The 26236-nt window shown below is 65.4% G+C and carries 24 protein-coding genes; 10 read left to right on the top strand and 14 right to left on the bottom strand.

From position 1 onward, the window contains the following. Nucleotides 1–4 precede the first annotated feature (4 nt). Nucleotides 5–868: an HpcH/HpaI aldolase/citrate lyase family protein gene (locus GA0071312_RS09125; protein ID WP_074444708.1), complete on the top strand. Its 864-nt coding sequence runs from the start codon at nucleotides 5–7 to the stop codon at nucleotides 866–868. Here GA0071312_RS09125 and GA0071312_RS09120 read toward each other — a convergent pair. From GA0071312_RS09120 to GA0071312_RS09095, 6 genes are all read right to left on the bottom strand, one after another. Beyond that, the gene (locus tag GA0071312_RS09120) at nucleotides 852–1478 is read right to left on the bottom strand and encodes a flavin reductase family protein (RefSeq protein WP_074444707.1); all 627 of its coding nucleotides are present in this window, start codon (nucleotides 1476–1478) and stop codon (nucleotides 852–854) included. The two genes, GA0071312_RS09125 and GA0071312_RS09120, sit on opposite strands and share 17 nt — an antisense overlap. A gap of 109 nt (nucleotides 1479–1587) precedes the next feature. Beyond that, the gene (locus GA0071312_RS09115; protein WP_074446042.1) at nucleotides 1588–2199 is read right to left on the bottom strand and encodes a nitroreductase family protein; all 612 of its coding nucleotides are present in this window, start codon (nucleotides 2197–2199) and stop codon (nucleotides 1588–1590) included. Nucleotides 2200–2271: 72 nt separating this feature from the next. Next, complete coding sequence (locus GA0071312_RS09110) at nucleotides 2272–3087, bottom strand: tetratricopeptide repeat protein (RefSeq protein ID WP_074444706.1); 816 nt, start codon at nucleotides 3085–3087, stop codon at nucleotides 2272–2274. Further along, nucleotides 3074–4804, bottom strand: coding sequence for a dihydroxy-acid dehydratase (gene ilvD / locus GA0071312_RS09105; protein WP_074444705.1), 1731 nt, complete (start codon nucleotides 4802–4804; stop codon nucleotides 3074–3076). Before ilvD ends, GA0071312_RS09110 begins: the two co-directional genes overlap by 14 nt. Nucleotides 4805–5098: 294 nt before the next feature. After that, the gene (locus GA0071312_RS09100; RefSeq protein ID WP_083204669.1) at nucleotides 5099–5281 is read right to left on the bottom strand and encodes a DUF2256 domain-containing protein; all 183 of its coding nucleotides are present in this window, start codon (nucleotides 5279–5281) and stop codon (nucleotides 5099–5101) included. Between the two features lie 2 nt (nucleotides 5282–5283). Next, the gene (locus GA0071312_RS09095) at nucleotides 5284–6873 is read right to left on the bottom strand and encodes an FAD-binding domain-containing protein (protein ID WP_074444703.1); all 1590 of its coding nucleotides are present in this window, start codon (nucleotides 6871–6873) and stop codon (nucleotides 5284–5286) included. A 240-nt stretch (nucleotides 6874–7113) separates the two neighbouring features. Between GA0071312_RS09095 and msrP the strand changes: the two genes are divergently transcribed. Continuing rightward, entirely contained in the window at nucleotides 7114–8088 is a 975-nt protein-coding gene (msrP, locus tag GA0071312_RS09090) for a protein-methionine-sulfoxide reductase catalytic subunit MsrP (protein WP_074444702.1), read from the top strand. An 8-nt stretch (nucleotides 8089–8096) separates the two neighbouring features. On the opposite strand, the gene GA0071312_RS09085 is transcribed toward msrP, so the two are convergent. Both GA0071312_RS09085 and GA0071312_RS09080 read right to left on the bottom strand, forming a co-directional pair. Next, nucleotides 8097–11243 carry an efflux RND transporter permease subunit gene (locus tag GA0071312_RS09085; protein ID WP_238947162.1) on the bottom strand — a complete coding sequence of 1049 codons (3147 nt, stop codon included), beginning with the start codon at nucleotides 11241–11243 and terminating at the stop codon, nucleotides 8097–8099. Continuing rightward, complete coding sequence (locus GA0071312_RS09080; RefSeq protein ID WP_074444700.1) at nucleotides 11243–12541, bottom strand: efflux RND transporter periplasmic adaptor subunit; 1299 nt, start codon at nucleotides 12539–12541, stop codon at nucleotides 11243–11245. Before GA0071312_RS09080 ends, GA0071312_RS09085 begins: the two co-directional genes overlap by 1 nt. A 192-nt stretch (nucleotides 12542–12733) precedes the next feature. Between GA0071312_RS09080 and GA0071312_RS09075 the strand changes: the two genes are divergently transcribed. Both GA0071312_RS09075 and GA0071312_RS09070 read left to right on the top strand, forming a co-directional pair. Continuing rightward, on the top strand, nucleotides 12734–13096 hold the full coding sequence (locus GA0071312_RS09075; protein ID WP_074444699.1) for a CidA/LrgA family protein: 363 nt from the start codon (nucleotides 12734–12736) through the stop codon (nucleotides 13094–13096). Beyond that, nucleotides 13093–13848, top strand: coding sequence for an LrgB family protein (locus GA0071312_RS09070; protein WP_074444698.1), 756 nt, complete (start codon nucleotides 13093–13095; stop codon nucleotides 13846–13848). The genes GA0071312_RS09075 and GA0071312_RS09070 overlap by 4 nt, the downstream gene beginning before the upstream one ends. 13 nt (nucleotides 13849–13861) lie before the next feature. Here the strand turns inward: GA0071312_RS09070 and GA0071312_RS09065 are convergent, their stop codons facing one another. Next, the gene (locus GA0071312_RS09065; RefSeq protein ID WP_074444697.1) at nucleotides 13862–14746 is read right to left on the bottom strand and encodes a DMT family transporter; all 885 of its coding nucleotides are present in this window, start codon (nucleotides 14744–14746) and stop codon (nucleotides 13862–13864) included. A gap of 299 nt (nucleotides 14747–15045) precedes the next feature. Then, nucleotides 15046–16116 (bottom strand): Holliday junction branch migration DNA helicase RuvB, encoded by a 1071-nt coding sequence (ruvB, locus tag GA0071312_RS09060; protein ID WP_074446041.1) that lies wholly within the window; start codon nucleotides 16114–16116, stop codon nucleotides 15046–15048. Nucleotides 16117–16508: 392 nt separating this feature from the next. Between ruvB and rpsU the strand changes: the two genes are divergently transcribed. Further along, complete coding sequence (gene rpsU / locus GA0071312_RS09055; protein ID WP_074444696.1) at nucleotides 16509–16736, top strand: 30S ribosomal protein S21; 228 nt, start codon at nucleotides 16509–16511, stop codon at nucleotides 16734–16736. Between the two features lie 339 nt (nucleotides 16737–17075). Here rpsU and GA0071312_RS20475 read toward each other — a convergent pair whose 3' ends face one another. Beyond that, complete coding sequence (locus GA0071312_RS20475; protein ID WP_083204462.1) at nucleotides 17076–18476, bottom strand: methyl-accepting chemotaxis protein; 1401 nt, start codon at nucleotides 18474–18476, stop codon at nucleotides 17076–17078. A 246-nt stretch (nucleotides 18477–18722) separates the two neighbouring features. Here GA0071312_RS20475 and meaB point away from each other — a divergent pair, with 246 nt between their 5' ends. From meaB to GA0071312_RS09035, 3 genes are all read left to right on the top strand, one after another. Beyond that, complete coding sequence (gene meaB / locus GA0071312_RS09045; protein ID WP_074444694.1) at nucleotides 18723–19739, top strand: methylmalonyl Co-A mutase-associated GTPase MeaB; 1017 nt, start codon at nucleotides 18723–18725, stop codon at nucleotides 19737–19739. Nucleotides 19740–19747: 8 nt separating this feature from the next. Next, entirely contained in the window at nucleotides 19748–20410 is a 663-nt protein-coding gene (locus GA0071312_RS09040; protein ID WP_074444693.1) for a pyroglutamyl-peptidase I, read from the top strand. A gap of 99 nt (nucleotides 20411–20509) precedes the next feature. Next, complete coding sequence (locus GA0071312_RS09035; RefSeq protein ID WP_074444692.1) at nucleotides 20510–21550, top strand: DUF2336 domain-containing protein; 1041 nt, start codon at nucleotides 20510–20512, stop codon at nucleotides 21548–21550. 36 nt (nucleotides 21551–21586) lie between these two features. Here GA0071312_RS09035 and GA0071312_RS09030 read toward each other — a convergent pair whose 3' ends face one another. Further along, nucleotides 21587–22615 carry an asparaginase gene (locus GA0071312_RS09030; protein WP_338056826.1) on the bottom strand — a complete coding sequence of 343 codons (1029 nt, stop codon included), beginning with the start codon at nucleotides 22613–22615 and terminating at the stop codon, nucleotides 21587–21589. Nucleotides 22616–22795: 180 nt separating this feature from the next. On the opposite strand from GA0071312_RS09030, the gene GA0071312_RS09025 reads away from it, so the two are divergent. Together GA0071312_RS09025 and GA0071312_RS09020 are read left to right on the top strand one after the other, a co-directional pair. Next, a complete protein-coding gene (locus tag GA0071312_RS09025) occupies nucleotides 22796–23620 on the top strand; it encodes an alpha/beta hydrolase (RefSeq protein WP_074444691.1) in 825 nt (274 codons plus the stop codon). Nucleotides 23621–23727: 107 nt separating this feature from the next. Further along, nucleotides 23728–23964 carry an Lrp/AsnC ligand binding domain-containing protein gene (locus tag GA0071312_RS09020; protein WP_074444690.1) on the top strand — a complete coding sequence of 79 codons (237 nt, stop codon included), beginning with the start codon at nucleotides 23728–23730 and terminating at the stop codon, nucleotides 23962–23964. Nucleotides 23965–23970: 6 nt separating this feature from the next. On the opposite strand, the gene argE is transcribed toward GA0071312_RS09020, so the two are convergent. Both argE and GA0071312_RS09010 read right to left on the bottom strand, forming a co-directional pair. Continuing rightward, nucleotides 23971–25134 (bottom strand): acetylornithine deacetylase, encoded by a 1164-nt coding sequence (gene argE / locus GA0071312_RS09015; RefSeq protein ID WP_074444689.1) that lies wholly within the window; start codon nucleotides 25132–25134, stop codon nucleotides 23971–23973. A 31-nt stretch (nucleotides 25135–25165) separates the two neighbouring features. Beyond that, nucleotides 25166–26092: a LysR family transcriptional regulator gene (locus GA0071312_RS09010; RefSeq protein ID WP_074446039.1), complete on the bottom strand. Its 927-nt coding sequence runs from the start codon at nucleotides 26090–26092 to the stop codon at nucleotides 25166–25168. Between the last annotated feature and the right edge of the window lie 144 nt (nucleotides 26093–26236).

Raw genomic sequence — 26236 nt, 5'->3', positions numbered from 1 at the left:
GGCGATGCGCTCCTATCTGTTCGTACCGGGCGACAGCGCCCGCAAGTTGGAGAAGGGGCTCGGCAGCGGTGCCGACGCCCTGATCGTCGATCTGGAGGATTCCGTCGCGCCCTCGGCCAAGGAGGCCGCCCGGCAGGTGACGGAGGGTTTCCTGCGCGAAGCGGGCAAGACGCAGAGCCGCCCGCGCCTGTTCGTGCGCGTCAATGATCTCGCATCGGGCCATACCGCAGCCGATCTCGATGCGGTGATGGAATCAGGCCCTGACGGCATCGTCCAGCCCAAGGCCTGTGGCGGCGCCGATGTGGCACATCTTGCCGCGATGATCGCCGTGCGCGAGGCGGAATATGCGCTTGAAGACGGCAAGACGAAGATCATGGCGATCGCCACCGAGACCGCGCGCAGCATCTTCGCACTGGGCAGCTTTCGCGGCGCCAGCCATCGCCTGACCGGGATCGCCTGGGGCGGCGAGGATCTCTCGGCCGATCTGGGCTCGGAGAGCAACCGCGACGCGAACGGGCATTATACCGATCCCTACCGCCTCGCCCGTTCGCTCACCCTGATCGGGGCGAGCGCGGCGGAAATCGACGCGATCGACACGGTCTATACCAATTTCCGCGATATGGACGGGCTCGCCGCCGAGTGCCGTGATGCGCGCCGGGACGGGTTTGCGGCCAAGATGGCGATCCACCCGGCGCAGGTGCCGGTGATCAACGAGACCTTCGCACCCACGCCGGAGGAGATTGCACGGGCAAAAGCGATCATCGCCGCCTTCGAGAACGACCCGCAGGCGGGCGTCGTCGCCATCGACGGGGAGATGATCGACATGCCCCATCTCAAGCGCGCGCGCCGGCTCATGTCTCGCGTTTGAGATCACCACCACCGGCGGGGCGCGCGATGGAGAATTTCGCGCTCTCCTGCGCCACGAAATAATCCTTGTAGCCGGCCCGCGCGATCGGCTTCATCGCGGCGGTATCGACCATGCCGTCATGGATGAAGGCGTCGTCGATATGGATGCCGATCACCTGACCGATCGCCATGATATAGCTCGCCTCGCCTTCCAGCGGTTGCAGCGGCAGAACGCGGATGAGCTTGCATTCGAGTGCGACGGGGCTCTCGGCCACGCGCGGCGGCCTGACAAGTCGCGAGGGCGCCCTGGTCAGGCCGGCATGGTCGAATTCGCTCTCACCGCGCGGCAAAGGGGCCGAGGTGGCGTTCATCGCGTCGCGCAGATCGAATGTCGCCATGTTGCACACGAACTCCCCCGTCTCCTGCACGAAGGTGATCGCATCCTTGTAGCCGCCGGACGAAAAGCACACCATGTGCGGCTTGTCGGAGACCGCGTTGAAGAAGGAATAGGGCGAGAGATTGATGGCGCCCGAGGCACTCATCGTCGTCACCCAGCCGACAGGGCGCGGCGCAACCAGCGCCTTGAACGGATCATAGGGCAGCCCGTGGCCCTGCGCGACTTCATAGAACATCGGATTCGAACTCCCGCGGAGATGGTTTCAGCTGCAACCTATACCGGGGCAGCCCGCAGGGGAACTCCCTGGCCCGCCGGAAGCGTGCAGAGGCCGTTTGCAGCACGCGTCACGCCCAGGTGACGATATCGGCGAGATCGGGTCGCGCGCGGTGGCTGCGCTGCGCATCACTCGAACCGATATGTACGTATCCGGCGATCCGCTCGTCGGCGGCGAGGCCGAGCGCATCGAGGAAACGCCGGTCGAAGGCGATCCACTCGGTGATCCAGTTGGCGCGAAAGCCCATCGCGGTGGCCGCAAGGATCAGGTTCTGGCAGGCGGCACCGGCGGAGAGCACCTGCTCCCATTCCGGAATCCTGGGATGCGGGCGGGCACGCGAGATCACCGCGATGACGATCGGGGCGCGCTGCAGCAAGCCACGCGCCTTCTCGATCTGTGCTTCTTCGCCATCGGGATTGTCGGCCTTGACGATGGCGGCGGCTGCGTCGCCGAGCCGGGCCCGGGCCTCACCGGCGATCACCACGAAACGCCAGGGCGCGAGCTTGCCGTGATCGGGCACGCGTGCGGCGATGGTGAGCATTTCCGCGATCTGCGCGCGATCGGGACCCGGTTCATCAAGCAGGCGTGCGCCGGTCGAGCGGCGGGTCTTGAGGAGGGTCAGGGTTTCCGGACTGTCGCCGGTGAAGTGGGTCTCGGCTTGCGTTGCTGGCTGGTCGCTCATCATGTCCTCCGGCTTGGCCGTTCCGGCATATCCGAGGCGGGAGGCTGCGCGCAAGCCGCAGATGGCGCCCGATCAACGTCGGCGGCGCAGGAAATCCTCGAGATTGGCCAGCGCCGAACGGCGCTCGGTCTCGCTCGCCTCGGTCACCGCTTCATCGTAGAGATTGTGGATCCAGGCTTCACCGCCCGGATCGGCGGCGTCGCGGGCGAGCGTCAGCCACATCAAACCCTGCGAGCGCTGCTGCGGCACGCCGATGCCGTTGACCAGCATGTGACCGAGCACGGCCTGGGCGGGATAATGGCCTTTTCCGGCCGCGAGGTTGAACCAGCGCGCCGCCGTGCGCGAATCTTCCGGCACGCCCTTGCCATCGAGATGCAGGCGCGCGATGGCGTATTGGGCATTGGCATCGCCGAAGAAGGATGCGGCGTAATGAAACATCTCATAGGCGCGTGCGCTATTGGCCCGCACATAAGTCTCGGGGATGCCTTCGAGAAAATATCGCCCGAGAGCCACGAAGGCGGCGGAGACCACGGAGGCTTCACCCGACCCGGGGAAGGTATCGTGGTTGGAATCGACGATACGCGAGAAATATTCGAAGGCGCGCAGATCGTCATGCTCCACGCCGTCACCGGCCGCATACATCGAGCCGAGCTTCCACAGGGCCAGCGTATGCCCCTGGCCGGCGGCGAATTCGAGGGCGCGAACCGCCCCCGTCTTGTCGCCGGCATTGTATTCGCGCACGCCTTCGCGCAACGCCTCACGCACGGAAGCGAAGGGCGAATCCTCCGGCAGGGGCGCGGCGGAACCGCGCCCGTCCAGGGCCAGAGCAGGCCCGGCCCCGATCAGGAAGAGGCAGAGCGTGGCGAGCGTCGTCCTAGATATCCGCATAGCACTGCTTTTCCGCGGCGCCGCCCGGATGGGTCACCGCGCCTTTCTTTGCGGAACCGACCACCTGCGCGAATTTCCACAGCACACCCGAGGCGAATTTCGTCTCGCGCGGCTGCCATTCGGCGCGGCGGCGTTCGAGTTCCTCATCCGAGAGATGGACATCGAGACGGCCCGTCACCGCATCGATCTCGATGATGTCGCCGTCCTTCAGGAGCCCGATCGGCCCGCCCACGGCGGCTTCCGGACCGACATGGCCGATGCAGAAGCCGCGTGTGGCGCCCGAGAAGCGTCCATCCGTGATCAGGGCGACCTTGTCCCCCATACCCTGTCCGTAGAGCGCGGCTGTCGTCGACAGCATCTCGCGCATGCCGGGGCCGCCCTTGGGGCCCTCGTAGCGGATGACGAGAACCTCGCCTTCCTCATACTGCTTGTTCTTCACCGCTTCGAAACAGGCTTCCTCACCGTCGAAGCAGCGGGCCGGACCCTTGAAGCTCTGCTTGTCGGCCGGCATGCCGGCGACCTTCACGATGGCACCTTCGGTCGCGAGATTGCCCTTGAGGCCGACGACGCCGCCGGTCTTGGTGATCGGCTTGTCGGCGGGGCGGACCACGTCCTGATCCGGGTTCCATTTCACCGATTCCATGTTCTCGGCGATGGTGCGTCCGGTCACGGTGAGGCAGTCGCCGTGAAGATAGCCGTGATCGAGCAGCGTCTTCATCAGGAGCGGGATGCCCCCGGCCTCGAACATGTCCTTGGCGACATAGCGCCCGCCGGGCTTGAGATCGGCGACATAGGGCGTGCGGTAGAAGATTTCGGCCACGTCGAAGAGATCGAAATCGATGCCGCATTCATGCGCGATCGCCGGCAGGTGCAGGGCCGCATTGGTGGAGCCACCGGATGCGGCGACGACGGTCGCGGCATTCTCCAGCGCCTTGCGGGTGACGATGTCGCGCGGGCGGATATTGCGGGCGATGAGCTCCATCACCATCTCGCCGGCGGTCATGCAGAACCGGTCACGCAGCTCGTAAGGCGCGGGCGCGCCGGCGGAATACGGCAGCGCCAGGCCGATCGCCTCGGAGACGGTCGCCATCGTGTTCGCCGTGAACTGCGCACCGCAGGCGCCGGCGGAGGGGCAGGCGACCTTTTCGAGCTCGGCCAGATCCTCGTCCGACATGCTGCCCACGGAATGGCGACCCACCGCCTCGAACACGTCCTGCACCGTGACCGGCTGACCACGGAAACTTCCGGGCAGGATCGAGCCACCATAGATGAAGACCGAAGGGACGTTGAGACGTACCATGGCCATCATCATGCCCGGCAGCGACTTGTCGCAGCCGGCGAGGCCGACCAGTGCGTCGTAGCTGTGGCCGCGCATGGTCAGTTCGACCGAGTCGGCGATCCAGTCACGCGAGGGCAGCGAGGAATACATGCCCTGGTGGCCCATGGCGATGCCGTCGGTCACGGTGATGGTGCAGAATTCGCGAGCCGTGCCGCCGGCATGGGCAACGCCGTGCTTGACGGCCTGGGCCTGGCGCATCAGCGCGATGTTGCACGGGGCGGCCTCGTTCCAGCAGGTCGCCACGCCGACAAAGGGCTGGTTGATCTGCTCTTCGGTCAGACCCATGGCGTAATAGTAAGAGCGGTGCGGCGCGCGCGCCGGCCCCTGCGTCACGTGGCGGCTCGGCAGTTTGCTCTTGTCGTATGTGCGCTCGCTCATCGCCTTCCTCTGCTCCCTGGATGTGGCTTTTTATCCTTTGCCTTCATAAAGAAAGCGTTTGAGGGATACCACGCCCCAGCCACATCCGTGCCGGCACGCCCGCTCGGGGATCTGCGCCCGTGAAACGCTCTTCGAAACCGCAGCCGCGCCGCGAAGACAGCGCAAGCATTTGATTTCCCACGTCTTTATTTGACGATTAAGATGGATTTGCTTTATGGCGCAATCGGGGCGGAGCGATTGCATGACGATGGCTTGTTGAGGATGAATCCAAGGTGTGGCGCGCGCGCCACAGATTCAACGCGCCGGAAATGTGCCTTTGGCATCATCCTGCCCCGACCGCTCACACGCGCCGTTCCCACGACAACGTTGCGAACAATAGCGCACATTCTCCCAGTCACGCGCCCATTTGCGACGCCAGTTGAAGGGGCGCCCGCAGGCGGCGCAGATCTTCTGCGGCAGATCACCCTTGCGGCGCATCTTCATGATCTTGATCCGGTGCTGACAGGAGCCCCGTCCACAGTGCCGAAATCAAGTGTGAGCTGACCGGAACCAGCTTTGCCACCGCGTTTGCGGGCCGCCTCGCGCATGACCGGCAGGCCGCTCTTGCGGCTGCCGTGTTTCTCCTGGATCCGCGTCGCACCATCGCCGAATCCGCGCCCGCGGCGCACCGCCCAGACCTTGTCGCGGGCCTGGCGCGCGGCATCGACATGGTCGATGACCGGGGCGGGATAGGCACGCTCGAGCACCCGCCCCGCCTCCTCCCAGCGCCACGGCTCGTGAATGAAGCGATCCGGCACTGCGGTGAGTTCGGGCAGCCATTGCCGGATGAAGCGCCCCTGCGGGTCCTGGTCACGACCCTGCTTGACCGGATTGTAGATGCGGATCGTGTTGATCCCGGTCGTGCCCGATTGCATCTGCACCTGCGGCCAGTGGATACCCGGCTCGTAATCGGTGAAGAGCCGCGCCAGATGCAGGCCGGGGGCGCGCCAGTCGAGCCAAAGATGATAACTCGCCACCGCCATCAGCATGGCGCGCATGCGGAAATTCATCCAGCCGGTGGCGATCAGCGCGCGCATGCAGGCATCGACGAAGGGCAGGCCCGTCTCGCCACGCTCCCAGGCGCCGAGCCGCTCGTGATCGGGCATGGTCGGGCGCAAGCCGTCATAGGCACGATGCAGATGACGCGTCTCGATCGCGGGCTCGGTTTCGAGCTTCTGCATGAAATGACAGCGCCAGCTCAGTCGCGACGCGAAGGAGGCGATCGCTCCGTGCCAGCGTTTGTCCTCCTGATGCGCCGGGCGCTTCACCGCCGCAGCCTGTACCGCCTCGCGCATCGACAATGTGCCGAGCGCGAGATGCGGCGATATGCGCGAACACGCCGCGAAAGCCGTGACCGGGCTCGCCATCCCCGCGCGATAGGGCGCGCCGCGCTCTTCGAGAAAGCTCTGCAACCGTTCCAGCGCCGCTGCCCGCCCCCCGGGCTGACGCTGCGGGCACGGATCCGGGGCGAGGCCGAGATCGGCGGGCGCGGGGAGCGCTCCCGGATCGAGCCCGGCGATCGCCGGCAAGGCTGCGGGCGCGGCCACGAGCGGGCGCCGCATGAAGCCGTCACGGCGGCGCGCCCAGCCATTGCGGTTGCCGAGGCGGCGGATGACGCCGCTCTGAGGCTGTTCGTGAAAGGCGATAGCCCGGTCACGGCACCAGGCGGCGACTGCCTGGTCGCGGCAATAGGTCCAGGCATTGCCGGTTTCCTCGTGGGCGTGGATCGCAGCAATGCCATGACTATGCGCGATATCGGCGAGGATCGCGCAGGCATTGCCCACCCGCACCACGAGCGGCTGCCCGAGCCGGGCGAGATCGTCGCGCAGAGCGTCCAGCGTCTCGACCAGGAAGGCGTAATGGCGCGCCGCATGATCCGGCTCGCGCCACAGTTCCGGCTCGACGGTATAAAGCGGCAAAACCGCTCCCCCACACTCACATGCGGCGCGCGCCGCGCCAGCCAGCGACGCATGGTCGGTCACACGCAGATCCCGCTTGAACCAGACAACATGCAGTTTGCCACGCGCCAAATTCCGCTCTCCGAGTCACGGCCATCCAGAAAATGCGTCTACGCACCGCCACCCCGCGAGGATCATCATCGGTCACGAGCCTGTGAGGATCCCGGTAAGCGCATCTCGCGGCATTGCCAGAACGCCGCCTGCGCGCCACATCTGGTCATCGGCAAACATGACGCAAGGGAAATTCGGCGCTAAAGCACGAATTCCTTTGCGGAATGCAAGTCGTCGTCGTGATCGCCCTGGAGAGATTGAATGCTGATCAGAAACAAACGCAGCTGGGAAATCCCGGAGAGTCAGGCGACGCCGGAGGATGTTTTTCGCAACAGGCGCCGCTTCCTCAAGGGCGCTGCTGCCGGTATCGGCCTTGCCGCACTGCCCGGTCTGGCGGCCTGCAGCGACAATGCCGTCGCCCGCGAGGATGATCCCACCACCGATCTCTACCCCGTTTCCCGGGATCCGGCTTTCACCCTGGATCGTGCCATCACCGATGAAAGCGTCGCCTCGAATTACAACAATTTCTATGAATTCGGCTCCTCCAAGCGTGTCGCGGCGGCGGCGCAATCGCTGGAGATACGCCCCTGGAGCATCATGATCGACGGGCTCGTCGAGGAGCCGCGCAGCATTGACATCGACAGGCTGATCCGCAGCGTCGATCTGGAAGAGCGGCTCTATCGCTTCCGTTGCGTCGAGGCCTGGGCCATGGCCGTACCCTGGACGGGCTTTCCCATGCGCGATCTGGTCGCCATGGCACGCCCGCTCTCATCGGCGAAATATGTGGTGATGCAGACCTTCGAAGACGCGAGCATCGCATCCGGCCAGCGCCAGGCCTGGTATCCGTGGCCCTATACCGAGGGGTTGACCATGGAAGAGGCGACGCATGATCTGACGCTGATGGTCACCGGCATATACGGCCAGCCCATCGCCAACCAGTTCGGCGCGCCACTGCGTCTCATCGTTCCCTGGAAATACGGTTTCAAATCGATCAAGTCGATCGTGCGCATCAGCTTTACGGATGAACGCCCCGTCTCGTTCTGGGAGGAGCTTGCCAGCGACGAATACGGCTTCTGGGCCAATGTGAATCCGGAAGTCCCCCATCCGCGCTGGAGCCAGGCGAGCGAACGCATGCTCGGCACCGACGAACAGATTCCCACGCAGATCTACAACGGCTATGGCGAAGAGGTCGCACATCTCTACGCCGACCTGCAGGACGAGCGCCTCTTCACCTGAGGTGCCCTTCAGGCGGTTTGCGGGATCTCATCCTGCGATCCGCGCTGAACGCCCTGCGATTCGGCCTTGCCTGCGCGCTCGCGCCCGTGCGCCAGCATCAGCATGGCAGGTGTCAGCAGCAGCGTCAGCACGGTGGCGACGAGCAGCCCGCCGACAATGGCGCTGGAGAGTTCCACCCACCATTGCGTGGAGGGCGCGCCGAACACCATCACCCTGCGGAAGAAATCGATGTTCATGCCGAGCACCATCGGCAGCAGGCCGAGCGCCGTGGTCAGCGAGGTGAGCACGACCGGACGCAGGCGCTGGGCGCCGGTGCGCAGGATCGCGTCGCGCACGCCGGCCCCCTCGCCGCGCAGGACGTTATAGGTGTCGATCAGCACGATGTTGTTGTTCACCACGATCCCGGCCAGCGCGATGATGCCGATCCCGCCCATGACGATCCCGAAGGGCCGACCGGTAATGATCAGTCCGATCAGCACGCCCGCGATCGAGAAGATGATGGCGCTCATCACGATCACCGCCTGGCGGAAACTGTTGAACTGGGTGATGAGGATGAGGAACATCAGCGCGATCGCCGCTGCGAAGGCGCCAACGAGAAACTCCTGCGCCTCCGCCTGGTCCTGCGCCTCGCCGGCAAAGGACCACGCGACGGCCTCCGGCAGATCCGCCTCCTCCAGAGCCGCACGCAGGGCGCGGATGCGCTCATCCACGAGCAATCCCGGCGCCACATCCGATTCGACGGCGACCATGCGGCGCTGATCCAGCCGCTGGATCGCGCCCGTGCGCGGCGCCGGCTCGAAGCTGACGAAGTTGGTGATCGGAATCAGCCCCGTCTGCGTCGGCACCCGCAAACCCTGAAGCGCCTCCAGCGTGCGGTCGCCGGATGGGAAGCGCACGCGGATATCGACCGTGTCATCGGCGCTTTCCGGGCGGAAATCGGCGATGGTCACGCCCTGCGTGAGCAATTGCACCGCCTGGCCGAGCAGGCTGACATCGGCGCCGAAGCGCGCAGCTTCCGAGCGGTTGACATTGATGCGCCACTCGATCCCGGGCAGCGGCAACGTGTCCGTGATATCGGTGAAGCCGCCGAGCCGTTTCATCTGCGCCCGCACGGTCTCCACCGCCTCGGCGCGCAGCTGCGCATCGGCGGCGCGCATTTCGAGCCGGACCGGCTTGCCGGTTCCCGGCCCCATGGATTGCAGGCGAACCTGCAGGGCGATCCCGGGGAAATCGCTCGTCATCTCGCGGATTTCCTGGGCGATCTCGGCGGCAGGGCGACGGGCATCCCAGTCGATCAGTTCGAGCTGGATCGTGCCGATCAGTTCCGGATCCTCGCGCGAATCGGCAAACGAGCGCGCAATGACGCTGTCGATCTCCTCCATGACGATCAGGCGCTCCTCCACCCGTCGCACCAGCGCATCGCGTTCATGCACCGAGAGGTCGTCGCGGGCGCGCACCTGCACCTGGGCGAAATCCGGCTCGATTTCGGGAAAGAAGGAGATGCCGGCGCCGAGCTTGCCGTAAGCGGCGAAAGAACCCAGCAACAGGGCCATGGCCAGCAGCAGCGTGAAGCCGGGGCGGCGGATGGCGCGTTCGAGCAGGCGGATGTAATATCCCGCGAATCCCCGCATTGCGCGCGGGTCGCCGGTCTCCGCCGCGCGCAATTGCGCCTGCGCAGTGGCGCTCTGCACGCGCCGGCGCCCGATCAGGCCGCCGGCGACGGGAATGAAGATCAGCGCCATGGCGAGCGAGGCGGTGAGCGTCAAAAGCACCGTGATCGGCAGATATTTCATGAACTCGCCGACCACACCGCCCCAGAACAGCAGCGGCACGAAGACACTCAGCGTCGTCGCCGTGGAGGCGATGATCGGCCAGGCCATGCGCTTGGCCGCCGCACGATAGGCCTCGCGCGCCGGCTCCCCCTGTTGCAGCTTGCGATCGGCCAGTTCCGTGGTGACGATGGCCCCGTCCACGAGCATGCCGACGACGAGAATCAGCGCAAACAGCACCACCACATTCATGGTGTAGCCCATCATCCAAAGGGCCGCGACGCCGCCAAGAAAGGCGCCGGGAATGGCGAGGCCGACGAGCAGGGCATTGCGCAGCCCGAGTGCCGCCACGATCACGATCATCACCAGAATCACGGCGGCGATGACGTTGGATTCGAGGTCGCCGAGCATTTCATGCACGTATTTGGAAATGTCGAGCGTGTAATCCACGCTGATACTGCCGGGCCACCCGGCCTCCGTCGCATCGACCGCACCACGCACGCCATCCACCGTCTCGATGATGTTGGCCGCCACCCGTTTCTTGACTTCGAGCGCGAGCGCCGGCTGCCCGTCGATGCGTGCAAAGCCTTGCGGGTCCTCGAAACTGCGCCTGACATTGGCGACATCGGCGAAGGTCACCACGGTACGGTCGCGCACGATCACGGGCATGTCACGCACATCCGCCTCGTTCTCGATCAGACCCGGTACCTTGAGCACCACGCGCCCGGCCTGCGTCTCGATGGTGCCGGCGGCGATCAGGCGGTTGTTGCGCTCGATCTGGCTGATCAGTTCCTCGAACGTGATCTGGTAGGTCTCGAAGATGGTGGGATCGATCAGCACCTCGACAAGTTCGTCGCGCTGCCCGCCGATATCGACTTCGAGCACCCCCTCGACACCCTCGATCGTGTCGCGCAGATCACCCGCGACACGGTTGAGACTGCGTTCGGGGGCATTGCCTGAGACGATCACGGTGAGAACGGGAAAGAGCGCCGTATTGACCTCGTTCACCGAGGGCTCGCGCGCATCCGCAGGCAGGTCGGGACGGGCCTGGTCCACGGCCGTGCGCACGGAGTCGAGCGCGGCTTCGGCATCGAAACCGGGTTCGAATTCGAGCGTCACGGAGGCATGGCCTTCGCTTGCCTGCGAGCGCATCTCGCGCAGGCCGGCAATGGTGCCCAGTTCGGTTTCGAGCGGCATCAGGAGCAGACGCTCGCCATCCTCCGGCGAGATGCCGTCGAGCCCGGTGGTGACATAGATCACCGGGATCGGGACTTCCGGCGTCGCCTCCTTGGGGATCATCTGATAGGCGATTGCGCCGAGCCCCAGGATCATCGCCAGAAGAAACAGGACGACCCGGGTGCGGGCAAAGGCGGCATCGATCAGCATCATTGCGCTCCCGGTGACGGCATCTGCGCGTCATCGCCGAACAGTTCGGAAGCCGGATCAGCCGGATCGAGCGGACTGACCGCCTGCGCATCGCCTTGCGTACCGGTTTCCGGCGCTTGCGTATCCGGCGCCTGCGTGACGGCTTGCGGATCATCCCCCGGCTCTGGTGCATCACGTTCATCGGGTTGCGGCGCGACGGTATCGCCGTCATTGACGAAGCCCTGACCGATGGTGATCACCCGCGCCGTATCAGGCAGGCCGGCGACATGGATGCCGTCGCTCTGCGCGCGCACGATGGAGACCGTGTGAGCGACGACGACATCCTCATCATCCACCGTCTTCACGACGAGGCGCCCGTCGGTGGACAGCGCCAGGGTGGCGGGCGAGAGGAAATGCGCCATGGTCCCTTCAGTGGGGACGCGCACCTGTGCGCTGATGCCCGCCGGTATCGTGCTGTCGGGATTGTCCACCGCGATCTCGGCAGGAAAGGTCCGCGTGCGCGGATCGGCAGCAGAGCCGACGAAACGGATGACGCCCTGCGCTGTCTCACCCGTGATAAACCGTACCTCGGCCTGCATGCCGGTATGGATGCCGCTCAGCACCTGCTGCGGCACCTGGATCTCGACACGCAGCGGATCGAGATCGATCAGACGTCCCACCGTCTCGCCGGCGGAGACGAATTCACCCGTCTCGATATCGAGATCATCGAGCCGCCCGTCGAAACCCGCCCGGATCGTCGTATGACGCTCGGCGCGGCGGGCCGAAACCAGCGCCGCGTCGGCAGCGGCGCGCGCAGTGCGTGCATTGACGACGCGATCGAGAGTGCCGGTTCCGCGATCGAGCAGGGTTTCCGCCTGTTCGAGCTCGCGCTCGGCGCGCTCCAGCTCGGCCTCCGCCTGGGCTCGGGCCGCAGCGCGCTCCTCATCATTGAAACGGGCGATGACGGCGCCTTCGCTGACGCTGTCACCGCGCTCCGCTTCGAGCGCCACGATCTCGCCGGACATCTCGGCGCGCAAGACCGTATCGCGCACCGGCAGGGCCTGGCCTTCGGCGATGAAGACCTGCTCCACCGGCTGCGCTTGCGATTCGCGCACCGAGACGGCGACGGGCGCAACCGGCTCATCGCGCACGACCTGCTCTTCCTCCTCGGCGGGAAAGACGAAGCCCGATCCCATCCACAGAACCAGCGCGAGCACGATGCCGCCCGCAATCCAGGTCGAGCGATCAGGACGTGCCGCACGGGAGGCCTGCGCCTCATCTGCTTGCGAACCAGGTTTTTCCGGGGCGGGCTCTGCCAAGGCGATATCTCCGGATGCGCGGGCTGTCTGCGGGTTCCGTCATGGCAACGAGAGGTGCGCCATGCCTTGATCTCACGCAAGCCCCGGAAAATACGGGCGAGGCGCCTTAAAGTTCCCGGTCTTCGCTGAAACGGTTTGCGAGTCTATGTTGGCGCAGTGCCATCCTCATAACCCGCCTGCGGAGATTCAACCATGCTCGAAGCCGCGACCTGGCTCCTGATCTTTCAACTCGCCGGTGAGATCATCACCCGCCTGTTCGGCCTGCCGCTGCCCGGACCGGTGCTCGGCATGGTCCTGCTCGTCGCCGCCATGAGCGTGCGCCCGACCCTGGCCGAGAAGCTGGGCAGCCTCGTCGACGGGCTTCTGGCCAATCTCGGCCTGCTCTTCGTGCCCGCCGGGGTCGGCGTATCGTTGCATCTGGGTCTGTTGCGGGCGGAATGGCTGCCCATCCTGGTGGCGCTGATCGGCAGCACCATTGCGGGTATCGTCGTGACGGCGCTGGTCTATGACGCGCTTTCGCCGCAGGAGCGCGGGCAGGAGGACAAGCAGCCATGAACGGCGAGACACGCGCAGATCTGCCCCCGCCCGAGAATGGCCCGGCCCTGCAGGAACTCTGGGTCTATCTCGCCACCGAGCCGCTCCTGTGGCTCACCGCGACGCTCGTCGCCTATCAGCTCGGGCTTTTCGTGCAAAAGCGCGCCGCCGGCTCGCCCCTGCTCAATCCGGTACTGATCGCGGTCGTGCTGCTGGTGGCGCTGCTCGCCGTGTCGGGCATTCCCTACCAGACCTATTTCGCCGGCGCGCAATTCGTGCATTTCCTGCTCGGCACCGCCACGGTCGGCCTCGCCCTGCCGCTCTGGCGCGAGGGCGCCCGGCTGGCGCGACGCGCCGTTCCGCTGATGACGGCCCTGCTTTGCGGCTCGGCCACGGCGGTGGCGAGCGCGCTCGGCCTCGCCTGGGCGCTGGGTGCGAGCCGCGAGACGCTGCTCTCGCTCGCACCCAAATCCGTGACGGCGCCGATCGCCATGGGTGTTTCCGAGCAGATCGGCGGGCTCCCCTCGCTGACGGCGGTGCTGGTGATCCTCACCGGCGCGATCGGCGCGATCTTCGCCACGCTGGCGCTCGATCTGATCGGCGTGCGCAACTGGCGCGCGCGCGGCTTCGCCGTGGGGACGGCGGCGCACGGGATCGGCGTCGCCCGGGCCTTCCAGGTGCATCCGGTCGCCGGCGCCTATGCGGGGCTCGCGATGGGGCTGAACGGGCTGATCACGGCCCTCGCCCTGCCGCTGCTGGCATACTTTCTTTGAGCAATCGCGCTGCTCATCGCCGCGAGGCGTTGAGGGCGCCGAGAATGATCAGCCCCGCGCCGGCGAAAGTGAACAGCGTCGGCATCTCGTCGAAGAAGACATAGCCGAACAACACCGCCCAGATCAGCGAGGTATAATCGAGCGGCGCGATCCGCCCGGTCTCCGCGCGCTTGAAGGCGCTCGCGAGCAGCAGGTGGCCGGCCACGCCGAGGCTTCCCAGCAAGGCCGCCCAGCCCCATTGCAACGCCGTCGGCGCCGTCCAGACGATGAGAGCCGGGAAGACGAGAATGATCGCCGGCAACAGATTATGCAGCGTCACGATCACGACGAGCGAATCGCGCGTGGCGCGGGCCCGCAGAAGCACCATGGCGAGGGCATAGGTCACTGCCGAGGCGAGCGCCGCGATCGCGCCGAGCATGGCCTGCGGTCCGAGCGTCCCGGTCTCCGCCTTGCCGAAGACGATGATCAGCATCCCACTGAAACCGGCTGCCAGCGCGATCACCACCCGGCGGGTGATGATCTCGCGCAGCAGGACCGCCCCGAACAAGGCCATGAAGACGGGGGCGAGAAAGGCGAGCGCCAGCGTTTCCGCCAGCGGCAGCACGCTCAGCGCATAGAAGAAGCACAGGGCGGTGAAGACGATCAGCAACGCGCGAAAGCCGTTGACGCGCATGGTTTCGGCACTCGGCCAGCCCGGACGCGTGATCCCGGCCACGGCCAGCGCCGCGACGGCGCCGAAGGCGAAACGCAGGAAGGTGACAGCGATGACGGGGAGATGCCCGGCCAATCCCTTCACCAGCGCATCCATGGCCGAAAGAATGGCAACACCGATCAGCGCCTCGATCACGGCGCGCCGCAGGACGGCATCGGGGCCGGGTTCGGGGATCGGGGCTGACATGCGGGGACCTGAATGACGTTTATCTGATCATAACCCTTCGTCGCACAGGCATAGCAAGGATTCATGCGCAATCGGCTATGCAGGCTCAGGCACAAAAAAAGGGCCGCTCCGGAGAGCGGCCCAAGTCTAGGGAGGAAACGCCCAAGGAGGGCATGCAACAACGAGAACGTCGTCTGTTGCACTGCACAAAATATGGCGGGCATCACAGTTTCGCAAGGGCGTGACAGGCAGATCCGTCATGCGCCCCTTGCATGGCCTTCACGCGCTTTCGGATCAGGCGTGTCAAAAATGTCGCGCACTCAGCCCTGCCCCTGCGATGAACCGGGATCGAACAGACCGGGCTGGACTCCCGATTCCGGCCCGCGTTGCGGCTCGGGCAGGCCAAGATGGCGGAAGGCATGCGGCGTGAGGATACGTCCGCGCGGGGTGCGCTGGACGAAGCCCTTCTGGATCAGGAAGGGTTCGATGATCTCCTCGATCGCGTCGCGCGGTTCGGACAGGGCGGCTGCGATGGTTTCGATGCCCACCGGCCCGCCGGAAAAGCTCTCGGCGACCATGATGAGATACTTGCGGTCCATGATGTCGAGGCCTGCGGAATCGACATCGAGCAGCCGCAGCGCCTTGTCGGCCAGCGCGCGGGACACCGTGTCGAGCCCCTCGACGATGGCGAAATCGCGCACCCGGCGCAAAAGCCGCCCGGCGATGCGGGGCGTGCCGCGGGCGCGTTTGGCGATTTCGTTGGCGCCGTCATCGCTCATGCCGATCTTCAGGACCCGCGCGCCACGCTTGACGATGAGTTCGAGTTCGTCGGTCGTATAGAATTCGAGCCGTACCGGGATGCCGAACCGGTCGCGCAAAGGCGTCGTCAGCAGGCCGGCGCGGGTGGTGGCGCCGACGAGGGTGAATTTCGGCAATTCGATCTTCACCGAACGCGCCGCCGGCCCCTCGCCGATGACGAGATCGAGCTGAAAATCCTCCATGGCAGGATAAAGGATTTCCTCCACGGCGGGATTGAGGCGGTGGATCTCGTCGATGAAGAGCACGTCGCGCTCTTCCAGATTGGTCAGCTGCGCAGCGAGATCGCCGGCCTTCGCGATGACGGGGCCGGAGGTCGAGCGGAAATTCGCACCGAGTTCGCGCGCCACGATCTGCGCCAGCGTGGTCTTGCCCAGCCCAGGGGGCCCGACGAAGAGCACATGATCAAGCGCCTCGCCGCGCGCCTTCGCCGCGCCGATGAACACCTGGAGATTGGCGCGCGCGGCCTTCTGGCCGGTGAAATCGGACAGGGCGAGCGGGCGCAGCGAGGCATCGATATCATCCTCGCGGCTCTCGGGCGCCAGAATTCCCTTGCTCCCCTCCGGAATCGTCACCGCGCTGATGCTCCTCGCCCCGCTATCGCCCTGTGGCAGCTTTCTGCCCGAATCGCCGATTCGCGAACGGGAATGTCCGGCCTGTATAGGATGAAGGCGCACGCGACGCATCCGGAAATCCATGAGCCGCCGTTTTGGCGGGGTCGCGGCGCGGGCAAAAGCCTTGCAAAGCCGGCATTGCACGGGGTTCTGCGCCATGCTCCCTCGCGCGCGGGCGCGACGCGATCATCCGTAGTTGAGGAAACGCGTCGATGTGTGGACAAGCATCGGCGCGTCTGCTATGTGCTTCGCCAACCGACAGGTGTCCGAGTGATCGGACGCCGTGTCTTTCCGTATTCCGATTCCATCCTGCGCTGACAGGCGCAGTCGATCACAGCAAGGAAGGTTTTCGCGTGCAGGTTCTCGTTCGTGACAACAATGTCGACCAGGCTCTCCGCGCTCTTAAGAAGAAGATGCAGCGCGAAGGCATCTTTCGCGAGATGAAGCTGCGCGGTCATTACGAAAAGCCCTCCGAGAAGCGCGCCCGCGAGAAGGCGGAAGCCGTCCGCCGCGCCCGCAAGCTGATCCGCAAGCGCATGCAGCGCGAGGGCCTTTTGCCGAGCAAGGGCAAGGCGCGCTGAATATCGGCAACCGATCCGGCATTCGCTGAGCATGGACTGCGCCTGACAGCGCGACCTTAGACGGGGCGTGTCGCTTGAGCGCTGTGATTGAAGCAGGCCCCGGATACCCGGGAGCGTCTGCGCAATACCGAGAACAACCTCCTCCCGAGAACGGGCAGGAGGTTTTTTCGTTTTCCGTGATTCGTGTTCCGTGACATGGCTGCGAGTCATCGGCCCGCAGGGGGGAGCGCGCGCCGCATGATGCCGCGCGTGCATGCATGATCCCCGCAAGACATTCTGGCGCTCGCAAGAGATCTTGGCGCTCGCAAGAGATCTTGGCGCCCGGCAGAGATCCGTCGGTCAGGCAATCATTGCCGCATGTCCGCGCCCCGGCGCCGCGCTTGTCTGAGCGATGAGATCATCCAGAGCCGAGATGACGGCGCCGGAGGCCTCTTCCAGTTCGCGAAACGCCAATTCGGCGGCGGCGAGATCACCGGCATTGAAGGCCCGTGCTGCGCGCTTGCCCGCATCGTGCACGCGGGCATGCGGTGCCTCGAGCGCGACGAAAGCCGGATAACGGCTGTAATCGGCGCGCGCAGCCTCGTACCATTTGCCGAGACGGCAGGCCTTGTGATCGGACAATTCCGATTCCTCGAGCTGCGCGACCCCCACCAGCATGCCGGCGAGGCGTTTTTTCCAGATCAGATGATCGGATTTGGCGCAATGCAGCACGTAATCGGGGATAGCCCGCTTGCCGAGTTCCTGGAGACTGGACCCGATCACCGCCTCGGAACCGGCGGCGGCGGCGACGACCGCCTCCGTCCGCTCGCGTGCCTGGCGGGCATCGGAGGCGATTCGCATCACGCCCTGCGCGAGTTCCGCCGTGGCCGATGACTGCTCGGCGATGGCGCGGGCGATCTCCCCGACCAGCCCGTGGCTCTGCGACACCTCCCCGGCCGTCGCCTCCACGGAATGCTCTGCCTGATCGGCGGCGCCAACGCCGGCGGAGACGGATTCGGTGGCGTGCTCCACCGCACCGCGTATGGCGGTGACCTCGCTTTGCAGATTGTCGATCCGCGCCCGGATATCCTCCGTGGCGCGTGCCGTCTGGCCGGAGAGATTCTTGACCTCACCCGCGACGACGGCGAAACCGCGCCCCGCTTCACCCGCGCGCGCCGCCTCGATCGTGGCGTTGAGAGCGAGCAGATTGGTCTGCCCGGCAATGGCTGCGATGGTATCGACGATCTGCGTGATCTGCTGCGCGGCGTTCTCCAGCGCGCGCACGCGCTCGTCGATGGTGGCGAAGGCCTCGCCGATGCTGCGGGTCTCCCGCCGCGCCGTGCGCACCGCCTCCAATCCGCCCGACGCCTCGCTCACGCAATTGTCGAGCGCTTCGATGGAGCGCGCGGCGAAGCCGTTGATCTCGCGAATCGAGGCATCGAGCTGCTCGACGGCGGCGGACATGGCCTGTGCATCGCGATCGACCGCGCGCACCTCGCCGGTGGCGCGGGCGATCGCCGTCATGGATTCACTCGCCTGCATGGAGAAAGCGACTGTGTTCTCCAGTTCCCGTGCGTCGCGTACGCGGATTTCCGAAGCCAGCGCGTTGAGATGCGTGACCACCTGCGCCGGCAGTGCGGACGTATCGGGCGCCTCGCCGCGCGCAAGCGCCTGCAGGGCTTCACAGATGGCGGATTCGACATTGCCCTGCGCTTCCTGACCGGAAGCAGGGGCCATCGACACGATTTTTCTGGCGAACATGCGGCGTTTTCTCCCTTTTATGGACTCGGTTTACCCAAATCGTGGTGAAGGAATGGTTGATAAATGTAAGCAAGCTGGAGCATGCCGGCTGCGCCTTATTCCGCGCTCGGGCACCTGCAAGGGCAATTCACACTGGCCCCGGCCTGACCCCGGCGCTACTCTCGCGCCACGGATTCGCGGGCGTTGCCGCGCGCGCAGCCCTGCCGCTGACGCAGGCCGATCAGATCAGGAGTCAATACGGGTTTCATGTCCTCTCCCCATCCATCCCCCGGTCGCAACACGCCCCCCGCCATCGACATCGCCGATCTGCGCGCGCGCCTGATCGCCGGCGAGCGCGCGGCTTTGGCGCGCGCCATCACGCTGGTCGAATCGCGCCGGCAGGATCGGCGCGATGCGGCGCGCCAGCTTCTGGAGGAGGTTCTGCCCGAGACGGGAAATGCCCTGCGGGTCGGCATTACCGGGGTTCCGGGCGTGGGCAAATCCACGACGATCGACACGCTCGGCTCCATGCTCACGGCGCAGGGCAAGCGCGTGGCCGTGCTCGCGGTCGATCCGAGTTCGACACGCACCGGCGGCTCGATCCTCGGTGACAAGACCCGCATGGCGCGGCTCGCCGTTGACGAGAACGCCTATATCCGCCCCTCCCCCGCCTCCGGCACATTGGGCGGCGTGGCGGCGAAGACGCGCGAAACCATGCTGCTCTGCGAAGCAGCCGGGTTCGACGTGATTCTCGTCGAGACCGTCGGCGTCGGCCAGTCCGAGACGGCGGTGGCCGATCTCACCGATTTCTTCCTCGTGCTGATGCTGCCTGGCGCCGGTGACGAATTGCAGGGGATCAAGAAAGGCATCATCGAGCTGGCCGACATGATCGCCGTCAACAAGGCCGATGGCGAGGGCGCAACGCGCGCCCGCGCCGCAGCAGTGGATTACCGCGCGGCCCTGCATATCCTCGCCCCGGCCTCGCCGCTTTGGAGCCCGCCGGTGATCACCATATCGGGGCTGACGGGCGACGGGCTCGATACGCTCTGGGCGCATGTCTGCGATCACCATGCGCGGCTCGAAGCCAGGGGCGAGATCAGCGCGCGCCGGCGCGGGCAGGACATCAAATGGATGTGGGCCATGATCGAGGAACGCATTCATCGCCGGCTGCACGGTGATGCCGATCTGCGCGCGCGCATTCGTGCGCTGGAAGACGAGGTGCGTCGCGGCGCGCTCCCCGCGACCAGCGCCGCCGACGAGATCGCTGGCATTCTCGGTTTGTGAGCGTCCCCATGCCCCGCCTGCTGATCACCGGTTTCGGCCCCTTTCCCCGGGTTCCGCGCAATCCATCCGAGCGCGTGGCGCGCGCAGCCGCCGCGAATCCACGCTGGCGCCGCCTCGGCTGGCAGGTCGATCTGCGCATTCTCGATACCCGCTACAGCGCCCTCGAGACGCAACTGCTGCCGGCTCTGCGCGAGAGTGATCCGGATGCGGTGCTGCTCCTCGGTGTTGCACCGAAACGCGACGCGATCACACCGGAGCGTCAGGCCCGAAACCGGGTGTCGCGCCTGTTTCCCGATGCGGGCGGAGGTGTGGGGGATGCAAGCCTTCGGCTCGACCGGAAGGATCCCCGTCTGATCCGTCGTACACAAGCGCCGATTGCGGCAATGGTGCGCGCCATGCGCCGGCGCGGCCTGCGCGCCGCGATCTCGCGTGACGCCGGGCGCTATCTGTGCAATGCCGCCTATTACTCGACCCTGAGCGCCTGCGGCGCGGCACGTGCGGCGCATGTCGTGTTCATCCATATTCCCTTTCCGCGTGACATGACGCAGCGCCGCAGGGCCTGCGACAAATCGAGACGATGCAAGAGACGTCCTTCGGAGCGGGAATTGGAGGGCGCAATAAATGATTGTATTTATTTATTGATGCGTATCGCGTATTCACGTAATATATGAGTTACTAATTACTCTTTCAAAGAGGTTTGAGCGTCGAGATTAACCCCGTGTGAAGCAATTTATGGCAGTTATGTTCGAGCAAACGAAATTGAGGCCATCATGCTCGAACGGTTGTCGGAAATGTCTGCGGATACCTCCTCCGAGGGCCGCCGTACATTGTTGAACGCAGTAACGGATCTCTTCCTGGTTGACGAGGACGCCAGCGCGGCGGCGACCGAGCATTACAGCGATATCGCCCGGCGCTCCCTCGACGCCATGGGTTCCGACGATCGCGCGGCCTATGCCGAGCGCGTCGCGGCAGAGCCGCAATTGCCCAACCCGATCGCGAAGCGTCTGGCAACCGACGACGAGGCATCGGTCGCGCAATTGGTTCTGCGCCTCTCGCCCGTCCTCAGCGACGACGATCTGGCCGCCATCGCGGTGAGCCATTCGCAGGCCCATCTCGCCGCGATCGCCGAGCGCGCCAGCCTGTCGGAAACCGTTACCGATGTCCTCGTCGAGCGCGGCGATCGCAAGGTTTTGCGTACCGTATCGGGCAATGAGGGCGCCACATTTTCGGATCGCGGCCTCGATACGCTGATCAGCCGCAGCGACGGCGACACGCAGGTCGCGCGCAACCTCGCCGAGCGCTCTGATGGTCTGCCCGCGACACAGGCGCGGCGCGTTCTGCAGATCGCCGCCCAGATGAGCCTGACGCACACACCCGAGGTCGAGACCGAAGTCATTGACGCCAGCAAGAACAAGCAATTCGCCCGCAAGGCCCGTGAGCGGCGCCTCGAAGTGCGGCTGCTGATCGCCGATCTCAAGGAAGGCAAGCGCGAGATCGACGATGTGGTCTCCCTCTTATGCAAGGATGATCGCGCCTTCGACCTCGCCCAGGTCGTCAGCACGTTCAGTGATATTCCAAACACCCAGGCATTGCGGGCCCTGCTCCAGAAGGAAGCCAGCGGCATCGCCGTCGCCTGCAAGGCGATGGGGCTGAGCAAGGATGGCTTCAAGGATGTTCTCGCCATACGCGCCTCGCGGCTTGGCATTCCGGCAAAGCAGATCGAACAGGATCTCGCAAACTACGACGGCCTCACCGCCGAGCTTTCAGAGCGCGCCATGCGCTTCCTGAAGGTGCGCGGCAAGGTCTCCTGAGGCGCGCGCCGGCATCGTCATCGAATACGCGCAGCCTCATGAGATACGCGCAAGCGCGTCATTCAGCGCATCCGCCGGGCGCAGCGCCCCGACGGTGATCGTGTTCCAGTTCGTCAGGGGCGCGTGCGCCAGATCATCGAGGAAGGCGCGCTCATCGTCGTCCCGGGCCAGCAGCGCCGAAAGGATGCGCGCCATGATCGCCTCCGAAGCGCGCGTCGTGCCGTCGGCGCATTTGACGGCGATGCCGAGACCGCGCTCCGGTATCGTCGCGCAATAGACCCCCTCGGCGCCGGTTTTCATGAAGACGCGATCACAGAATCTTTCCATCACGCGCGTATCGAAACGCCCGGTCCCTGCCACCATGAACGGCGCCTGCGCCACCGCATTGCGGATCACACGCGCTGCCTGCGCGTAATCGGCGGGCATCCGCTCCCCGCTGCCGAAGCGTGCGAAAGCGCGGGCGAGGGATTCGAGCGGGACGGCATAGGTCGGGATCGAGCAGCCGTCGATACCGCGATTGACCGGCTCATGCGGCGTGTCGGTCATGCGCACGAGCGCGGCGCGCACCTGCTGCTGGACCGGATGATCGGGGTCGATATAGCCGGCGGGATCGTGCCCTGCAGCACAGGCGAGGCAGACGAAGCCCGCATGCTTGCCCGAGCAGTTGTTATGGCCTGCATGCGGGGTTTCACCGCGCCGCGCCATCGCGCGCATCGCGTCCTGGTTCATCGGCCAATGCGCGCCGCATTCGAGGCAATTCTCGTCGCGCCCCACCCGCGCGAGCATGCCCTGCGCCGTCGTTACATGCGCCGGTTCGCCGGAATGCGAGGCACAGGCGAGTGCGATTTCCGGCGCCCCGAGGCCGAGCTTCTCGGCCAGGCCGGACGCGACCAGCGGCAGCGCCTGCAGCGCCTTGACGGCGGAACGCGGAAAGACCGGTCGCGCGAAGTCGCCGATACCGGCGACGAGACCGCCATTGGCGTCACTGATCGCCACCATGCCGCAATGGCGTGATTCCACTTGGCCGTTACGGGTTACTTCGATCAGAACCGGATCCGTCATCATGCCGCCATTCATCTGCCAATCATCTCGGAGCGCCGAGTTTGCGCCCGGTCCAGACATCTTTGTCAAAGCGACCATGCGCACTTTCCCGATTGGTGCAATACGCGCGAAGTTGCGCGGCCCGCCTGTCTCATGCACTTTCATGCAAACGGATCGCCGGGGAACCGGCGGGGAGGAAGCAGCATGAGCGTGATCGATTATGAAGCCGAATACAACAACCGCGCCCGTGTTCCCGATCATCCTGCGCATATCGCAGGCTGGATCGCCGATGCGGCGGATTATCGCGAGCATACGCCGCCGACGCCCATCCCCTTCGGCCCCGGCGAGCGCGCGGTGCTCGACCTGTTCACGCCCGCCGATCCGCGCGGCGCGGCGACGCTCGTCTTCATCCATGGCGGCTACTGGCAGGCGATGGAACGCAGCTATTTCAGCCATATGGCGAAAGGCGCGAACGCGCATGGCATCTCGGTGGCGGTGCCCGGCTATGATCTGTGCCCCGACAACAGCATTACCGGAATCATCGACCAGATGCGCGAGGCCTGCCGGGTGCTCCTGAAGCTCGGTCGCCCCCTCGTCATTGCCGGCCATTCTGCCGGGGGGCACCTCGCCGCCTGCATGCTCGCGACGGATTGGCGCGCGCAGGACCCGGATCTGGCGCAGGACAGCGTGCGCGCCGCTTACGCGATATCGGGTCTGTTCGATCTGGAGCCCCTCATCTCCACCTCGATCAACAAGGCGCTCGGCCTCGATGCCGAATCCGCGCGTGCGGTGAGCCCGTTGCACAATCCGCCGCCGCACCCCGGCGCCATCCTCGATGCCGTCGTCGGCGGCGCGGAGAGTGCGGAATATCATCGCCAGAGCGAGCGCATCGCCGCGAGCTGGGGCGAAGCCGGCGTCGCGACACGCTACGCACGCATCGACGCATGCCATCATTTCGATGTGATCGCCGGGCTGGCCGATCCTGATTCGGCGATGACGCGCCGGGTGGTCGCGCTGGCCGGCGGATGATGATCATTGCCGCCCCGCACAAGTGGCTTTGCCCCAGCGTCAGGACGGGTTAGATCACAGCGATCATGAACGGGCGCCCTCGCGCCCAACCAACAGGAGCGCATTCCGTGCAGACCTTCTTCGTCGAGATCAAATGCAAGCTGGGCAAGACCTACGACGTGGCGATGGAACTCGCCGATCGTGAAATCGCCTCGGAAATCTACTCCACCGCCGGTGATTACGACATCCTGGCCAAGTTCCACATCGACCGCGACGTGGATATCGGCCATTTCGTCGCCGAGAAGGTTCAGACGATCCCCGAGATCGACGACACCAAGACCATCATCACCTTCAAGGCGTTCTGAGGCCGCTTAAGCGCGTGTGGCGTGCTCGACCAGCGCCTGAATGAAGGCATCGCATTTCATCAAATCGTCGATCGCCACCCATTCATCGGCCTGATGCGCCTGGGCGATGGCGCCGGGACCGACGATGACCGTGGGCACCTCTGCGATGGCCTGGAACAAACCGGCTTCGGTGCCGTAGGCGACCTTGGCGTGGTCGTTGCGCCCGGCAAGCCGCTTGGCGAGCGTCGCGACATCGGCCTCGGGCTCGGTATCGAGACCGGGAAAACCGGCGAAGACGTCGATATCGATGCCGCTCGCCGGATCGACCGCCTGCATGCGCGGCTCCAGCACCCGGCTGGCATAATCCTTGACCTGCTGCACGAGCGTGTCGGGATCATCCTGGCCGACAGCCCGGAACTCGAAGCGGATTTCGCAGCGATCAGGCACGATATTGAGCGCCGTGCCGCCCTGCATGATGCCCACATGCGCCGTTGTATGCGCAACATCGTAGAGTGCATCGCGCGCCCCCGATTCCTGCAGCTCCTCCGCGATCCGGCGGATCTCGGCCACCAGCAGCGCACCGAACTCCACCGCGTTCACCCCCTGCGGCGCAAGCGAGGAATGGCGCGTGAGGCCACGTATCGTGGCGACCAGGCTGCGCTTGGCCTTGTGGCCCAGCACCACCTGCATGCCGGACGGCTCCCCCACGAAACAGGCCTGTGGCCGGACCGGCTGGTCACGCAGCCATGAGACGAGGCCGCGCGCACCGACGCAGCCCACCTCCTCGTCATAGCTGAAGGCAAAGTGGATCGGGCGGGCGAGCGGCGCCTGCGCCATGCGCTCGGCATTGGCCAGACAGACCGCGAGAAAGCCCTTCATGTCGCAGGTCCCACGCCCGTAGAGCCGCCCGTCCCGCTCGGTCACGGTGAACGGGTCGCTCGACCAGTTCTGCCCGTCTACGGGAACGACATCGGTATGGCCGGAGAGGACGAAGCCGGGCTCGTCCTGCGGGCCGATACTGGCCCACAGATTGGCTTTGAGCCCGGTTTCATCGTAGATCCGCTCGAAGCTGAAACCGTGCGGGGCAAGGAAGCGCTCGATCCAGTCGATGATCGCGAGATTGGAATTGCGACTCGTCGTGTCGAACGCCACCAGCGTCGACAGAATCGATGCGATCCTGTCATAGGACATATAACAGCTCCCTGTATATTCTGATGGTCGGCTAAGCGGCCGGCACCAGGTTCATTTGCTCGGCGCGCACGAAATCGACGAACCGCCGTGCCACCGGAAGGTTTCCGCCGACCGCCGGGAACACGAAGGACGTCTCGTATTCGATCATCGGCTCGAACGGCCGGAAGACCAGCCCCGAACCCGCAACATAGGCGATCGGGAACGGATTGATAACGGCAATCCCGACACCTGCACGCACCATCTCCAGCAGGAATTGTACCGTTCCCGATTCAAGCACCGTACGTGGCTCGATACCCTCTTCCGCAAAGGCGCGCTCCAGCCGCGCGCGGGCCGAGAAGCGCCGCGTGACGGCGATCATCGGCGAATCACCGATATCGGTAGGCCGAATCGTCTCCTTTTCCGCGAGCGGATGATCGGAGGGCATCAGCACGTGCGCGACGGATTGCCGGAACGGCTCGGCCCGCACACCGAGATGCGCCGCCTTCACGTCGAGCACGCCGAGATCCGTGGTGCCGTCGGCGACGGATCCAACGGCGTCATCGGAGCGTCCGATCTCCATCTGGATCCGCGTATCGGGCTCGACCTGGAGAAAACGCGTCACCATCGGCGCGAGAAACGTATGGGCAATGGTCGGCGTGCTGAAGATGCGCAGCAGGGTTCCGACGCTGGGCGTGTTCGGCCAGTTCGACAGCCGCGCCAGAGCCGCGAAGATTGGCGCGGCTTCGGCGTCGAGGGCGAAGGCGTCGGCAGTCGGGACGAGGCGCCCGCCATCGCGGACGAACAGATCGCGCCCCAGACGCGCCTCCAGCGCCCCGATCGCCCGTGACACGGCCGGCTGCGAAACACCCAATCGTTGTGCAGCAGCGGTCGTCTTTCGCGTGGTGATCACCGCATGCAGCACTTCCAGTTCGCGCACGCTCGGACGGGAGGAGCGCCCGCCATCCTCTTCGTTTTCCATTTTCTGCATACCTCTATTACAAAATCTGATCATTTTTAATGGTGACAATACACCATCTAGATATTACCAATTTGTTGCGCTTGCGCAATAACGCTATGCAAAAAACTGATGGCTTGGCGCAGAAAAATCATAGGGGCACCGAAA

Source organism: Saliniramus fredricksonii, from assembly GCF_900094735.1.
Lineage (GTDB): Bacteria > Pseudomonadota > Alphaproteobacteria > Rhizobiales > Beijerinckiaceae > Saliniramus > Saliniramus fredricksonii.
The sequence above is the reverse complement of the archived record's forward strand: the minus strand, read 5'-3'. Positions and strand labels throughout refer to the sequence as shown.